The sequence below is a fragment of the Vibrio sp. 947 genome, assembly GCF_033339115.1.
GTDB lineage: Bacteria > Pseudomonadota > Gammaproteobacteria > Enterobacterales > Vibrionaceae > Vibrio > Vibrio alginolyticus.
The window spans coordinates 225,945-240,063 of the sequence record NZ_JAWOTX010000006.1 but is presented as its reverse complement, the minus strand read 5'-3'; the positions used below and the strand labels follow the sequence as shown (position 1 = coordinate 240,063).

General features: G+C 47.5%; 14 protein-coding genes. 7 read left to right on the top strand and 7 right to left on the bottom strand.

The window, feature by feature from the left end; genetic code table 11:
• Positions 1-65: 65 nt before the first annotated feature.
• The 3 genes from R7Q39_RS10230 to R7Q39_RS10220 are packed head-to-tail and all read right to left on the bottom strand — an operon-like array spanning position 66 to position 2,443.
• Complete coding sequence (locus R7Q39_RS10230) at positions 66-1,124, bottom strand: zinc-binding dehydrogenase (RefSeq protein WP_206953417.1); 1,059 nt, start codon at positions 1,122-1,124, stop codon at positions 66-68.
• A gap of 4 nt (positions 1,125-1,128) precedes the next feature.
• The gene (locus tag R7Q39_RS10225; protein WP_206953415.1) at positions 1,129-1,641 is read right to left on the bottom strand and encodes a 2,4'-dihydroxyacetophenone dioxygenase family protein; all 513 of its coding nucleotides are present in this window, start codon (positions 1,639-1,641) and stop codon (positions 1,129-1,131) included.
• 40 nt (positions 1,642-1,681) lie between these two features.
• Positions 1,682-2,443, bottom strand: coding sequence for an SDR family oxidoreductase (locus R7Q39_RS10220; protein ID WP_318076046.1), 762 nt, complete (start codon positions 2,441-2,443; stop codon positions 1,682-1,684).
• Between the two features lie 131 nt (positions 2,444-2,574).
• Here R7Q39_RS10220 and R7Q39_RS10215 point away from each other — a divergent pair, with 131 nt between their 5' ends.
• A complete protein-coding gene (locus tag R7Q39_RS10215; protein WP_318076045.1) occupies positions 2,575-3,597 on the top strand; it encodes a helix-turn-helix domain-containing protein in 1,023 nt (340 codons plus the stop codon).
• Between the two features lie 20 nt (positions 3,598-3,617).
• On the opposite strand, the gene R7Q39_RS10210 is transcribed toward R7Q39_RS10215, so the two are convergent.
• Positions 3,618-5,051 (bottom strand): PLP-dependent aminotransferase family protein, encoded by a 1,434-nt coding sequence (locus R7Q39_RS10210; protein WP_080996812.1) that lies wholly within the window; start codon positions 5,049-5,051, stop codon positions 3,618-3,620.
• 271 nt (positions 5,052-5,322) lie between these two features.
• On the opposite strand from R7Q39_RS10210, the gene doeA reads away from it, so the two are divergent.
• The 6 genes from doeA (at position 5,323) to R7Q39_RS10180 (ending at position 11,989) form a co-directional block, all read left to right on the top strand.
• Entirely contained in the window at positions 5,323-6,510 is a 1,188-nt protein-coding gene (doeA, locus tag R7Q39_RS10205; RefSeq protein ID WP_005373780.1) for an ectoine hydrolase DoeA, read from the top strand.
• 54 nt (positions 6,511-6,564) lie between these two features.
• Complete coding sequence (gene doeB / locus R7Q39_RS10200) at positions 6,565-7,572, top strand: N(2)-acetyl-L-2,4-diaminobutanoate deacetylase DoeB (protein WP_130546417.1); 1,008 nt, start codon at positions 6,565-6,567, stop codon at positions 7,570-7,572.
• Positions 7,573-7,694: 122 nt separating this feature from the next.
• Complete coding sequence (locus R7Q39_RS10195; RefSeq protein WP_005387046.1) at positions 7,695-8,174, top strand: Lrp/AsnC family transcriptional regulator; 480 nt, start codon at positions 7,695-7,697, stop codon at positions 8,172-8,174.
• A 155-nt stretch (positions 8,175-8,329) separates the two neighbouring features.
• Complete coding sequence (locus tag R7Q39_RS10190) at positions 8,330-9,850, top strand: NAD-dependent succinate-semialdehyde dehydrogenase (protein ID WP_062731063.1); 1,521 nt, start codon at positions 8,330-8,332, stop codon at positions 9,848-9,850.
• A gap of 41 nt (positions 9,851-9,891) precedes the next feature.
• Positions 9,892-11,295 (top strand): aspartate aminotransferase family protein, encoded by a 1,404-nt coding sequence (locus R7Q39_RS10185; RefSeq protein ID WP_171345907.1) that lies wholly within the window; start codon positions 9,892-9,894, stop codon positions 11,293-11,295.
• Positions 11,296-11,467: 172 nt separating this feature from the next.
• Positions 11,468-11,989 carry a DUF2058 domain-containing protein gene (locus R7Q39_RS10180; RefSeq protein ID WP_053307193.1) on the top strand — a complete coding sequence of 174 codons (522 nt, stop codon included), beginning with the start codon at positions 11,468-11,470 and terminating at the stop codon, positions 11,987-11,989.
• A 93-nt stretch (positions 11,990-12,082) separates the two neighbouring features.
• Here the strand turns inward: R7Q39_RS10180 and R7Q39_RS10175 are convergent, their stop codons facing one another.
• From R7Q39_RS10175 to R7Q39_RS10165, 3 genes are all read right to left on the bottom strand, one after another.
• Complete coding sequence (locus tag R7Q39_RS10175) at positions 12,083-12,697, bottom strand: LysE family translocator (protein WP_318076044.1); 615 nt, start codon at positions 12,695-12,697, stop codon at positions 12,083-12,085.
• A 77-nt stretch (positions 12,698-12,774) separates the two neighbouring features.
• The gene (locus R7Q39_RS10170) at positions 12,775-13,167 is read right to left on the bottom strand and encodes a ribosome recycling factor family protein (protein WP_017633574.1); all 393 of its coding nucleotides are present in this window, start codon (positions 13,165-13,167) and stop codon (positions 12,775-12,777) included.
• A gap of 19 nt (positions 13,168-13,186) precedes the next feature.
• Positions 13,187-14,056, bottom strand: coding sequence for a LysR family transcriptional regulator (locus R7Q39_RS10165; protein ID WP_069496966.1), 870 nt, complete (start codon positions 14,054-14,056; stop codon positions 13,187-13,189).
• Positions 14,057-14,119: the final 63 nt, after the last annotated feature.

Below are 14,119 nucleotides of genomic sequence, written 5' to 3'. Positions count from 1 at the left end.
AGCAGCTACGGTTGGGGCTGTCACCAAACTAAAATTGGTTTTAGCTAGCTAAATCTGGCTAAGAGTTAAATCACTTCTAACGCGCCGCTGCGCCAAGGTTCGATAACGACTTTGATGTGATCATTTGGCGTCATTAACTTTGTAAATGCGTCTTCGACACCATCGATTCCCACTTTGGCGGTGAGCATTTTCTGCCAAGGCAACTTATGTTCGGCAATCGCTTGTAGGCATTGCTCAAACTCGTGCGGTTGGTAGTAGTAAGAGAATCTCAAATCGAGCTCTTTTACCGTCGCGTACGCGTAGTTGATGATTGCGGGTGTAGTATGGATACCCGAGATGACGATTCGCGCTCGGGCAGGAGCGCGGCGCAGAAAATCGTCAATCAAGGTATGCTTGCCCACACACTCATAAATGACCAGACGTGAGTTCATCGCGTACTGCTCACCAACGGCGATCTCGTCTTCCTTGGTCGGGTTGATCAATCGATTTGCGCCAAACTCACTAGCAAGTTGCAGTTTCTCTTCCTGAAGATCGACCGCAAGAATGTTGCTCACGCCACGTTGTTTCAGTGCAGCAATCACAGCCAGCCCTATAGGACCGCAACCGACAACCAGCGCGGTTTCTTCCGTCTCGATTTCACTGCGATTGACCGCGTGCAAACCGACCGCCAGTGGTTCAGTCAGTGCCGCCGCCTCAGATGGCATTCCGTCTGGGACAGGTAGCAATAACGCTTCATCAAGCAGGAAGTACTCAGAGTAAGCGCCATAAGTACCCGGAGTAACACCAACGCCCGCGCCATTTTGGCTGAGCAACATCGGCACTGAGGTGACTCGGCTACCAACGGACAACGTTTGCTGCGTATCGGCACCGTATTCGATAATTTCCGCACAGAACTCATGCCCCAACATCACTTGAGCGTGCTCACCGGCTTCATCAGGCATCAACCCGAGCTGGTGGAATACATCAAATACCTCATCCGCGTGTCGAGTAATGTGAAGGTCGGAGCCACAAATGCCACAGGCAAGGCTGCGAACCAACACTTGTCCCGCTGCAGGTTTGGGGATTTCGACTTGCTGCAGGCGGACACTACCATCCTGCATTATGATACTGTTCATCTGTTGCATGGGGTTACTCCGCTAGCTCATCGCTTAGGCCAGCAATCGCACCCGGTTTGATGTAGCGCGCGGTGAAGCCTTGTGCTTTCGCTGTTGCAATAACAACTTGCTCAATCCAACCTGCATCCATGATGTTGATGAAGTTACCCTCGTCGTCAAAGTTAATGTTCGCACCTTGGATCACCATAAAGCCATCTGCACCACCCGACTCTTCTGGACAGTGAAAGGTATGAATCGAACCGCCCGGCTCATATAAGTAGCTACAAGAAGTTTGGACTTGATCTGGGTACTCAATGTAGTGCCAAGCGCCACTCAGCGTATAGAAATGCACCACGCCAGTGTGGAAGTGCTTAGGCAGAGTGATACCCGGTTTGAATTTGGCACGAATCACCCAAGTACCGTTTTCTGGGTCAAGAAACAACGGGTAAACATCCACACCCGGTAACGCGTCTTTGATGAGCGACTCCTCATTGGTATTAAGAGTTAATAAGAAATCTTGGTGCTGAATAACTTCTGGTAATGACATAAGTTACATCCTCGCTATTGCTGTAATGTGGCGTACTCGCCTATCCCATAAGTGGGTACTTAAAATTCTCGAAACCGTCAGATGCGCTGATGGTACAACCGTTGATACAGTTGGCTTTCTCGCTGACCAGAAACGCCACCACATCAGCAATCTCTTCTGGTTGTGTGAAGTTTTGACGCATCTGTTCTTTGCGGATGTGGTCCCACAGGCCAATCTCTTCGTATTGCCTTAACATCGGAGTATCAACGCGTCCCGGAGCGACAGCGCAAACACGAATACCCAATGGTGCGAGTTCTAATGCGGCGCATTTGGTCATCATATCGACTGCGGCTTTACTGACGTTGTAGGTAAAGGTCATCTCAGACGCCATTCGTGCGTAAACAGAAGAAGTATTGAGGATCACGCCCGGCGTGCCTTGCGCTTGGAATTGTCTTCCAGAGGCAAGAATGCCGTAGTAAACGCCATTTTGGTTGACCTTAGAGATCGGCTCAAAATCGGCAATTGGGTCGTGGTCAAGCAGAGGTTTCGGTGCACCGATGCCCGCGTTGTTAACCATGATGTCAAGCGAGCCAAACTGTTCAACCGCGTACTTCACCATAGCTTCAACTTGTTGGTAATCGGTGACGTCCGCGACAAAGGTTCCCAACTTCTTTGGGTCAAAACTTGTGTACATTTGCAGTGATTGTTCTGAAATATCGACAGCAAGCACTTTGGCTCCTTGCTCTCTCAGCTTTGCAATGATGGCTTGGCCAATTCCACCAGCTGCCCCAGTCACAATGGCCGTTTTATTGATAAGTTCCATACACCTTCTCATCCATGCGTTGTTGTTATCAAAATGTAACCTAGATCAACTCACTGACACTCACTTGACCTTTTGCGAAGTAAATTTGATACATTGCGATTTACAACCTGTTAACATTTAAAAATCGAGACATGTATATCGTACGAAGTGGCGCTGCCGATAAATTTGATAACTTGGTTTCCGAACTGGGGCAGAATCCGGTTGAGATTATGGCTGCCGTCGGGCTGTCTGCGGCGCAGTTTCGCAATCCCGATACGTATCTCGCCTACCCTAGGCTGGCTGAATTGCTGGAGGAAGCGGCTGCTCGTTGTCAGCAACCGCTGTTTGGCGTGTTGCTCGCCGAGCGTCAAAACCTACAGAGCTTGGGAGACTTACCAATGCTGGTTTCCCGGGCGCAAACGGTCGGTGAAGCCTTGGCGCGGGTGAATGATTTTCTCTATCTGCATTCGTCAGGGGTCACTCTCAACATGACGCCACAAGATGATTGGGTACGGTTGTCGCTCAATATTGATGTGCACAGCGAACGAGGTATCGCGCAGTTGATGCAGCTCAGTGTGTCGCATCTGGCGATGTTTGTTGCTAGCTTACTTGATATTGAAGCAAGTCACTTCGCGCTACATTTGACTCAACACGCAACATTGGAAGTAGAAAAAAGCAAGTTTGCCCAGCAGAACAAACTGCGTTTCGGTGATAAGTTTGACGGTATCCTACTTAAAGCGACTCTGCTTAACGCCAAGAACCACCAAGATGAAGACGCACTAGAGCGCCATTTTCAACAGCACCTCAAAGAGCTGCAAACCCGTTACCCCAACAATCTCAGTGACCAAGCAGCAAACATGATTGGCCGTCTGATCTCAACCGGAGAATGCAGCGTTGAGCGCGTTGCAAGAGCATTGGACCTGCATCCGAGAATGCTGCAAAACAAGCTGAAACAAAAGGGCACAAATTATCGGCAGCTTTTACAACAAGTGCGTCAGGATTTCGCCGAACAGCGATTGCATGAGAATATCCAGAGTATTACCGATATCGCGTTGCAACTGGGCTATGCAGAAACTGCGGTCTTCAGCCGCCATTTTCGCCGTTGGACGGGGAAATCGCCGAGACAATGGCGACAAGAAAAAACTCAGTTACAAACGTTTAAGCCCATCAGATAAAAGCATAAGTAACCTATCGCTCAGACCAAAAAGTGTGAGGTGGGAGGGTTGGTATCGAGAATTTCAGCAATCACAGATAACCCGTGTTTGATGTAGCCTCGGTTTGTTTCTGCTCCCAAGCTGATTCGCACGTAAGGCATTGGCTGATTTGTATCGAGAACAAACGGTTTATATCCCGTGATCTGCACCCCTGAACGCTTTGCCGAAGCAACCAGGTCATCGCTATTCCACTGCTCGGGTAGTCTCAACCAAATGTGCTGTCCATTCGGGTGCGAGCTATAAACATGCCCTTCTAAAGCGGCTTTTGCTATTCGTTGTCGCTTAGCAAACTCATTGACTTGAAAGCGAATAAGTCGATTTAACGTACCGTTCTCGATCCACAAATGAGCAACTTCAAATGGTAATGGCGTCGCAGACCAACTCGTTGCGGCTAAACGACCAATCGCGTGCTGCAAAAAATGACGTGGGACCGTCAGATAGCCAGTGCGCATGCCTGGCGCTACAACTTTGGTTAAACTGGTTACATAGAAAGCTTGTTCGGGTAACAATGTGGCAAGGGGTGGGACACGGTTAGGTTCTAGTGCTCCATACACGTCATCTTCAATGACATAGATGTCGTATTGCTGCGCAATATTCGCTATCGCCTCTCGGCGTGCAAGATCCATATGCGCACTAGTCGGGTTAGCCATGCTAGGTGTGCAACACAATACCTTGATTGGTTTGTGTTTACATGCCCATTCAAATGCATCCGGCGTTATACCAAACTCATCCATTTCAAGTGGTTGCAACTTAAATCCAAGCATTCTCGAGCGAGAGATCAAGCCATGATCAACCAAGTGACCACAAGCAACTAAATCACCGTGTTCAACAACTGTGCTTAAAGCCAACGTTAAACCATGGCATGCTCCATTTGTGAGTAATATTTGATCGGCACCCACATCCAGCCCTTGGCTACTTAGAAATCGTGCTCCTGACTCAATATGATGAGGCTGACCTGTTACCGGCTTTGCTTTACTGATCAAACCACGATTGTTTGTTTGCCCAGCAATCTCCATTAACGCCTGATTAAAAAGCGTAATGTGGCGATCGGTCACCACTGGATGTGCAATCGACATATCAATTTCATCCGGCGTTTCTTTCATCTCTTGTGTCAGCATGAACTCCGTGTCCGTACTTTCATCCACAAAACCTGATTTGACAAAAGTACCATTCCCAACCCAAGACTCGATCGCCCCTTTTTTCTCTGCATAACCATATGCATGGCTCACCGTTTGTACGCTGACGCCAATTTGTTCTGCAAACTCACGATGTGTGGGTAATCGAGTCCCCGGTTTTAGATAACCACTGCGGACACATTCGACAAGATAGTTACCAATGGAGATGTATTTAGCGGTGCCTGGCCGAATGATCGGGTTCAAAGAAATTGTCATGACACAATATTTTAATTGATTCATTTTTAATGCTCATTGTAACTTCCATTTAACAAATGGCGAACTTTAACTCACAAAACGAGGTGAAATGCACAAAAATAAACCACAATTGTAATGATTGACATGAAATGTATGGGTTAAACAAACATGTTAAACAGCATCGTTTAATCCAAATACAACCCCAGAGGTAAATTGCAATCATTTTTAACGCAGATCTGGCTAGCTGGTAGAAGGTAGAAATACCTCAGCGTCTCCGAAGGCCCATAAGGCGTCGGATTTCTAACAAGGAGAAAATATGAGAGGCGTTGCTTTGCATTTTACACTGGATGAGTTCCAGGATCGGTTAACGAAAGTTCGGCAATCGATGGAAGAAAGAGAATTGGATGTCCTTATCATTCATGACCCTTCTAACATGGCGTGGCTGACAGGCTATGATGGGTGGTCTTTTTACGTGCCACAATGTGTCGTTGTTGGTCCATCTGATGAGCCAGTTTGGTTTGGACGCTGCCAAGATGCCAACGGAGCATACAGGACTGCGTATATGTCGGCAGAAAACATCACCTACTATCCAGACCATTATGTAATGAATCCGCCGCTACACCCGATGGATTTCCTGGTCGAAGCCGTACTGGCTCCGCGCCTTTGGGATCGTGGTCGTATCGGTGTAGAAAAAGATAACTATTACTTTAGCGCCACCGCTTACGAATCACTCACTACGCACCTACCGAATGCTCAACTTCTCGATGCAACCGGACTAGTCAACTGGTGCCGCGCCGTTAAATCCGATCAAGAACTGGCGTACATGTACCGTGCCGCTCGCATTGTTGAAAATATGCACCGTGTCGCGTTCGACATGATTGAACCAGGATTACCGAAACACCACCTTGTTGCCGAGATTAACCGCCAAGCCGTGCTCGGGCATGAAGACCACTTTGGCGATTACACCGCGATTGTGCCGCTTTTGCCATCAGGTTCTGATGCTTCCGCACCTCACCTGACTTGGGATGACAGACCGTTCAAGAAAGGCGAAGGGACGTTTTTTGAAATTGCAGGGGCGCACCGCCGTTACCATTGTCCACTCTCTCGCACTATTTTTCTTGGCGAGCCTGACGACAAGTTTAAACGAGCCGACGAAGCCCTAACTTTAGGGCTTGAAGCAGGCTTGAAAGTGGCAAAGCCCGGAAATACCTGCGCCGACATCGCCAATGCACTAAACCAGGTTCTCGATAAAGCGGGATTCTCACGCGAAGGCGCCCGTTGTGGCTATCCAATAGGTTTGAGCTACCCGCCAGATTGGGGGGAACGAACCATGAGTTTGCGAGACACCGATAAAACCATCTTGAGAGAAGGCATGACATTCCATTTTATGCCGGGGTTGTGGTTCAAAGATTGGGGATTAGAAACAACGGAAAGTATCGTCATTACCCATGATGGAGCAAAAACGCTGTGTGACTTTCCACGCCACTTATTTGTTAAACACTAATTTTTCAAACCTCAAGCTCTGTTGAGCTAGGTCTGAGAACTAAAAGGACTTGATATGCAAAAAAGCTCGATCACAGCCACCATAGACTTTGACCGAGAAGGTGTACAGCACGGCTTTTTAACGCTGCCCTATTCACATGACGACTCCGCTTGGGGAAGTATTATGATACCTATCACCGTGATCAAAAATGGTCACGGACCAACCGCACTGCTTACTGGCGGTAATCACGGAGACGAATACGAAGGCATCACCAGCCTGCTAAAATTGACGAACTCGCTTCAGGCAGATCAAATCCAAGGTCGTGTCATTATTGTACCCATGATGAACTTACCTGCGGTACAAAATGCCTCACGTACGTCGTTTATCGATAAAGGGAATTTAAATCGCAGCTTTCCCGGCAACCCCATAGGCACAGTGACCGAGAAAATTGCGGATTATTTTACTCGTTACCTAGTTCCTAAGTGCGATTTTGCGTTAGACATTCACTCAGGTGGTAAAACGTTAGATATCGTGCCGTTCGCCGCTGCCCATCGTCTCGACAATCTCGATCAAGAAGAAGCCTGCATATTAGGTGCAAAACTGTTTGGCGCACCTTACACCATGATCTTGCTCGAAATGGACGCCACCAGCCTGTATGACACTGCCGTGGAGTCTCAGGGAAAAATCTTTGTTACCACCGAACTAAGAGGAGGCGGAACCAGCACTCCAGAAACCATCGCTTATTCCGACCGTGGCATTCGCAACTTCTTGCGCTTCTCAGGCAACTTGCCCGGTGACTACGAACAACCAACCCAACCAACTAAGTTATTAGGTATGCCTGATGCAAGTTGTTATGTGCAAAGCCAACACCACGGCATCACAGAATACTTATTTGATCTTGGCGATACCGTCAAAAAGGGCGATGTATTAGTGAGAATCTTCTCGACCGAGCGCACAGGTACCGCCCCCGTTGAGTACAAGTCACAGCGCAATGGTATTTTCGCGGCACGTCGTTTTCCTGCTATGGTGAATATCGGTGACACTATCGCAGTTATAGCCGAAGACTGCGGCGAGATAGGCTGATTGAAAAGCCAACTAAGAAATCAAAACAAATGGCATACCAGAAGCAAACTGGAAAGCACCTTATAACAGCGACCAGTCATCAGCCTTTATGAAATGATTAGTATTCAACAGGGAGACTCATAATGCGCCTCGATCGCTACGACGTAAAAATTCTACAAATACTTCATGATAATGGTCGTATCACCAAGTCTCACCTTGCCGAGGCCATCAACCTATCCGTGAGCCCTTGCTGGGAGCGCGTCAAAAAACTGGAAGAAGCAGGCATCATTGAAGGTTACGGAGCAAAAGTAAATACCGATATTTTGTTCAAACGAACGTCGGTTATGGTTGAAGTTACGCTCAAAGAACACAACGCCCAAGCGTTCAAACGCTTCGAGCAACTGGTTCAACATTCACCAGAAGTCACTGATTGCTATGCCACGGGCGGTGGTATCGATTACATCCTTAAAATTCAGTCAGAAGATATCGACCAATATCAGCGGCTTATCGACAACTGGTTAGACTCAGATGTGGGCATTGAGCGCTACTTTACTTACATTGTGACAAAAACAATCAAACGTGATGCGGGCACATTCGAAGTAAACCAAAACGCTTTGTTATAAAAGGGAAAATGCGTATCAGGCGTGAACAGAAAAAACACCATATTTAACGGCACTAAAAAGAAAGTTCTGACGTTTTAAACCTCGGTATCAGAAATTATTTCGGTCACTTCTCCATTACAGTTTCATTATGGACAACGATGCTGGGAGAAGGACTCATGACAGCACTGCACAGCTTACACGCTGAAGAATTAAAAGCCTCGCACGACATGATGGCGATAATGAAAGACGTACGTTTGGTGAGAGGTTTAGCGTACGTGAATGGCAAATGGGTAAGTGGTGATCAATTTCATCCGGTGGATAATCCAGCAGATGGCACGGTCATCGGTTACATCACTAAGCTATCTCAGCAACAACTCTATCAAGCGATTGATGAAGCCGACCAAGCCTTTCGTCAATGGCGAAAAATGCAAGCAGAAGAGCGCGCTGAAATTCTCATGCGTTGGCACGACCTGATTCTAGAATCAAAGCAAGACCTTGCTCATTTGATGGTGATGGAGCAAGGAAAAACACTAGGTGATGCTGTAGGTGAGATTGACTACGGCGCATCCTTTGTTCGTTGGTTTGCCGAAGAAGCACGCCGCTGTTATGGCGAAACCATCCCAAGTCATATCCCGAATGCGCAACTATCGACAGTACGCGAGCCGATTGGTGTCGCAGCTCTGATTACACCATGGAATTTTCCTAATGCCATGATCACACGCAAAGCCGCAGCCGCACTAGCAATAGGCTGTCCGGTGCTCATTAAGCCCGCCAGTGAAACGCCTTTTTCTGCGTTAGCGTTGGCAGAGTTAGCAGACCGAGCTAGCTTTCCACCTGGTGTATTTAACGTTATCACTGGCGATGCGATGATGGTGTCACAAACCTTGTGCCACTCCGATAAAGTCAAAGCGCTCTCGTTCACTGGCTCAACTCGAGTAGGCAAACTATTGCTACGCGACGCGGCACAAACCGTGAAGAAGTGCAGTATGGAGCTCGGTGGTAACGCCCCTTTCATCGTGCTGCCAGATATGGATGTCGAGCAAGCAGCCAAAGCCGCCGTGGATGCGAAGTTTCAAACCGCAGGACAAGACTGCTTGGCCGCAAACCGTATTTTCGTCCCTGACGATAAGTACGAAGCGTTTTTGGAAGCGTTTGCCAAAGAAATGAGCCACATCGTTTTGGGCAATGGCTTAGACGAAAAAACCACCATGGGACCGCTTATTAATCGCACTGCGGTGGATAAAGCGCATGATTTGGTGCGTGATGCGCTCGACAAAGGCGCGCGATTGGTAGCGGGATACCACCAGCCCGTACCAGGCGAAAACTTCTTCGCGCCGACATTGCTAGCCGATGTAACCCCAGAAATGGCGGTGTATCGCGAAGAGAATTTTTGTCCTGTGGCAGGCGTATTGCCTTACCAAGACTTAGATACCGTGATTGAAATGAGCAACGACACTGAGTACGGCTTAGCTGCCTATGTTTATGGTCACGATATTCACCAAATTTGGCACTGCATGCGCGGTTTGGAGTTTGGCATGGTGAGCGTGAACTCCGTCAAAATGACAGGGCACCCTATCCCATTCGGCGGCGTGAAACAGTCTGGTCTTGGACGAGAAGGAAGCCGTCACGGATTTGAAGAATACAGTGAAATCAAATACTGCTGCTTAGGCGCTTTACCAACCGTCAGTGGCAGTTGAGGCACGAAATATGGATATCCAATTATTCGAGGAGAAGGATCATGAGTAACAAAACCCAACAACTTTTAGAGATCGATCGTCAGAGAGTATTTCATGCCTCAACCCACCTGAAGCAGTATGCGGCCGGGGAGCTTTCGGGAAGAATTATCTCGAGCGGAAGCGGAATACGCATCACCGATTCAGAAGGCATCGAGCTGATAGACGGCTTTGCCGGGTTGTATTGTGTGAACATTGGCTATGGCAGGACTGAAATGGCCGATGCTATTTATGAACAAGCCAAAGAACTGGCGTACTACCACACTTACGTCGGCCATACGAACGAAGCGCTCGTGACACTGTCAGATCGCATCATCAAAATGGCGCCTGAAGGCATGAGCAAAGTTTACTACGGCATGTCAGGCAGCGACGCGAACGAAACTCAACTTAAGTTGGTGTGGTATTACAACAATGCTCGTGGTCTACCAGAGAAGAAAAAAATCATTTCGCGTGACCGCGGCTACCATGGTTCAAGTATCGCGTCCGGTTCACTGACAGGTTTACCGTTGTTCCACGCCCATTTTGATTTACCACTTGAGCGTATCAAACACACCATCGCGCCATATTATTATCGCCGTGAAGACGAGAGTATGTCTGAGCTTGAATTCTCTCAATATTGCGCAGATCAACTCGAAGCGATGATCTTGGAAGAAGGCCCAGAAACGGTAGCAGCAATGATTGCGGAACCAGTGCTCGGTACTGGCGGTATTGTGCCACCACCAGCAGGGTACTGGCAGGCGATTCGCAAAGTACTCGACAAATACGATGTACTCTTGATTGCGGATGAAGTGGTGTGTGGCTTTGGTCGCCTCGGCTCCGATTTTGGCTCACTCCACTACGACATGAAACCAGATCTCATCACGGTAGCGAAAGGGTTAACCTCAGCGTATCAACCGCTGTCTGGCGTGATCGTCGGTGAACGAGTTTGGAGTGTGCTAGAAAACGGCACCGACCAATGGGGCGCTATCGGACACGGTTATACCTACTCTGGTCACCCAATGGGGGCGGCAGCCGCGAACTGCAACCTCGATATCATTGAACGTGAAGGCTTAGTGCAAAACGCGGCCGAAGTCGGCGCTTACTTGCAGCAACGTATGGCAGAGACGTTTAACGATCATCCATTAGTCGGTGATACTCGTGGCGTTGGCTTGTTGCATGCGTTGGAGTTTTCTTCAGACAAGCTTCGCCGAGCACACTTTGATCCAAACTTGAAAGTAGGCCCGCAAATCGCGGCGGCCTGTTTAGAGCAAGGCTTAATCGCTCGCGCTATGCCACATGGTGACATCCTCGGTTTTGCTCCACCGCTTATCGCGAATCGTAACGATATAGACACCATTGTCGACAAAGCGCATCAAGCGGTAAACAAAGTGATGGATAACCTCGTCACATCTAAACAGTGGCAGCCATAACCCACCTAGATTTCAGTAATGCTCGCGGGCTTTGGAGAAGGCCCGCTTTGCACTTTCCATTAAAGAGACAACAAGCCAACCAAACATTTTAGACCCATAGAAAGCACTATTATTTACTACAAGTGGCAATAGTGGGTAAAATGCCCAAAATTGCGCACTAACTGGATGAAACATGGCAAAACTTACCCTTCAAGAACAAATGCTGAAAGCTGGCTTAGTTAATGAAAAGAAACTAAAGAAAGCGAAGAAAGGCTCAAAAAAATCACGCGTTCAAGCACGCGAAGTAAAAGCGGCGGTTGAAGAGAATAAACGCCAACAGTTAGAGCGTGATAAACAATTGAGCGAGCAGCAAAATGCTGAGCGATTAAACAAAGAGATCAAAGCGCAGATCAATCAATTGATTGAGATGAACAAGATCGACTTAAAAGATGGCGACATCAAATACAACTTCACTCACGGTACGCTAGTGAAATCACTTTATGTAGATTCACTTATCCGCGAGCAGTTGATCAAAGGTATTTTGGCAATCGCAATTGTTGGTGAAAGCTATGTTGTCATTCCACGTGGAGTAGCGAATAAAATTGCTCAACGTGATGAGTCCGTCATCATCGAACAGAAAGAAGCAGAATCTGACATTCCAGCAGAAGACGATCCATACGCAGATTTCGTCGTGCCTGACGATTTGATGTGGTAACAATAAATTAATCGATACATCAACGAAAAGAGCCGCTAATGTAACATCAGCGGCTTTTTTTATAGAAAAATAATCTACAGAGATGATGTTTTGTTATTGCTTACTTAGAAGCAAATTCGCACCTGATGCAGCTAAAAACAACGAACATCCGCGATTGAAACGTTTCGCCATTTTTGGATTTGAAAACCAGTGTCTCAAGTACAAACCAAAGATGGCATAGATTGAAATGGCGACCATTTCTAATATCAAAAACGTCGAGCCAAGGGCAAAAAACTGTTCTTGAACGTTGGCATTGGCATCAACAAATTGCGGCAAGAATGCAGTAAAGATAAGAATCGCTTTCGGGTTGCCAGCAGCAAGCGTAAATTCTTGCTTCGCAAGTCCTGCGTAATTGCGCGAATTGTCCAAGTCAGAGGTCGGGCTGGACTCTGAACGCCAAAGGTTGAACGCAATCCACAGTAGATACAGCGCCCCTACCAGCTTTATTGCCAAAAATAGCATTTCTGACGTATACAAAATCACAGCCAGACCTGATGCAGACAACGCAATCATCGCTGAAAAAGCAGCAATTCTGCCTAAACTGGCCGTAAACGCGGCCCTAAAGCCGTAACAACGCGCATTATTCATTGCCAATAAATTGTTTGGGCCTGGAGCCATATTTAGAGCGAAGCAAGCAGGAATAAAAAGGAGAAGCTGCCAAATATCCATAATAAAATGGTCTTAGTGAGTGATTTTGATCGGTACCCTAACATCTGTTAATAAAGTGAGTAAACCACAAACCGATCTTAAAGCAACTCAGCACCAAATCGTACCGTGCGAGCTTGAACTAACGTGCAGTTCGTTTCAGCCATCAGCTCCGCTAGGGTGATGTTTGGGTTTTGTCTCACCAAACGTATCAACTTCACGTCCAAAGGTTCCAATTTGTCTTGGTGAGCAAGTAGAGCTTGTTCGATCTTGTTGATCGCAAATCGCATCGTCTCTGCTTCTTCGTTTTTGAGATGCTCTAAAAACGCTTTTACATCCAAAGCCTCGCCCGAGATTTGCCAGTGACGAGATCGTCTAATTCGCTTAAGATCGCACTGTTTTTCTGCTGCGAGTGTTTTCGCTCGCTTGGCATGGTCGCCCCCAATACGGTGAATCAAGGATGGGAGCGAAATCGTAATCTTCGTTTCTTTCATGGCCTTTTCTTTCATCGTCTTAGCCCTCAACCACCGACACATTCTCGCCAACCCAAGCCAACAACTGTTTTGCCGCTTTGGATAACACCTGATTTTGACGCACGATGTAGCCGAAATCAGTGTTTGGAAAACTTGGCAAAGGCGTAACTTCTCGAGAAAGCTTTAATCTCGGATCGAGCGAAAAATCCGGCACAATAGCAGTCCCAAACCCCGCTTCCGCCCAGTCTATTTGTGCTTCCACACTGCCCACTTCCATCACGCGATGCTTAGGCAGATTTAGCTCAGGTAAAGACACATCAATCAGCTCTCGGGTTCGAGTATCGTGCCCTAGCAGGATCAGCGTCTGGCTCTCTTTTCGATTGTCTTGCCACTCAAAAATGTTATCGCCAAACGCACACCAGTGAATTTGCGTGAGAGGCGTAAAATGCAGCGGTTGACTCTCTTTTTGTGCGATAACAAAGCCGATATCGGCACGCGCACTTTTCACCAAATCCACCGCTTGAGAAGATGTGGTATTGAACAATGCCAAGTCGATCCCCGGATATTCACTTTTGAATTGCTGAAATGGTTTGATAAGCAGTAAACGTGAAACAATATCGCTCGCCGCAATAGAAAGCGTCCCCTGCGTAAGATCGTTGATGGCATTGAGATCCGACTGACAAATTTGCAGCTCATTGAGCATCCGCTGCGCCGTAGCTAACAAACGCTTCCCCGCTTGCGTCAACTGCACAGGATTTCGCTCAATCAATTTCGTGCGCGTGGCTTGCTCCAGCTGCTTGATATGCAAACTTACGTTCGGCTGTGTCATGTGGAGTTCCGTCGCTGTTTTACCAAAGTGTTTTACCTCTGCAAGAGTTACGAAGGTTCGCAGCCAGTTCAAATCTAACATTGCCAATTCCGATATGAGATTCTTATCAAGTTAATGAGTATAATTAATTTCTCTTATTATGGC

Excerpts from the sequence above, each read along its gene's own strand:
- R7Q39_RS10170 (WP_017633574.1), bottom strand. The coding sequence starts at position 13,167 with ATGAAAGAAACGAAGATTACGATTTCGCTCCCATCCTTGATTCACCGT.
- R7Q39_RS10230 (WP_206953417.1), bottom strand. The coding sequence starts at position 1,124 with ATGCAACAGATGAACAGTATCATAATGCAGGATGGTAGTGTCCGCCTG.
- R7Q39_RS10165 (WP_069496966.1), bottom strand. The coding sequence starts at position 14,056 with ATGTTAGATTTGAACTGGCTGCGAACCTTCGTAACTCTTGCAGAGGTA.
- doeA (WP_005373780.1), top strand. The coding sequence starts at position 5,323 with ATGAGAGGCGTTGCTTTGCATTTTACACTGGATGAGTTCCAGGATCGG.
- R7Q39_RS10195 (WP_005387046.1), top strand. The coding sequence starts at position 7,695 with ATGCGCCTCGATCGCTACGACGTAAAAATTCTACAAATACTTCATGAT.
- R7Q39_RS10210 (WP_080996812.1), bottom strand. The coding sequence starts at position 5,051 with ATGAATCAATTAAAATATTGTGTCATGACAATTTCTTTGAACCCGATC.
- R7Q39_RS10180 (WP_053307193.1), top strand. The coding sequence starts at position 11,468 with ATGGCAAAACTTACCCTTCAAGAACAAATGCTGAAAGCTGGCTTAGTT.
- doeB (WP_130546417.1), top strand. The coding sequence starts at position 6,565 with ATGCAAAAAAGCTCGATCACAGCCACCATAGACTTTGACCGAGAAGGT.
- R7Q39_RS10220 (WP_318076046.1), bottom strand. The coding sequence starts at position 2,443 with ATGGAACTTATCAATAAAACGGCCATTGTGACTGGGGCAGCTGGTGGA.
- R7Q39_RS10175 (WP_318076044.1), bottom strand. The coding sequence starts at position 12,697 with ATGGATATTTGGCAGCTTCTCCTTTTTATTCCTGCTTGCTTCGCTCTA.
- R7Q39_RS10190 (WP_062731063.1), top strand. The coding sequence starts at position 8,330 with ATGACAGCACTGCACAGCTTACACGCTGAAGAATTAAAAGCCTCGCAC.
- R7Q39_RS10185 (WP_171345907.1), top strand. The coding sequence starts at position 9,892 with ATGAGTAACAAAACCCAACAACTTTTAGAGATCGATCGTCAGAGAGTA.
- R7Q39_RS10215 (WP_318076045.1), top strand. The coding sequence starts at position 2,575 with ATGTATATCGTACGAAGTGGCGCTGCCGATAAATTTGATAACTTGGTT.
- R7Q39_RS10225 (WP_206953415.1), bottom strand. The coding sequence starts at position 1,641 with ATGTCATTACCAGAAGTTATTCAGCACCAAGATTTCTTATTAACTCTT.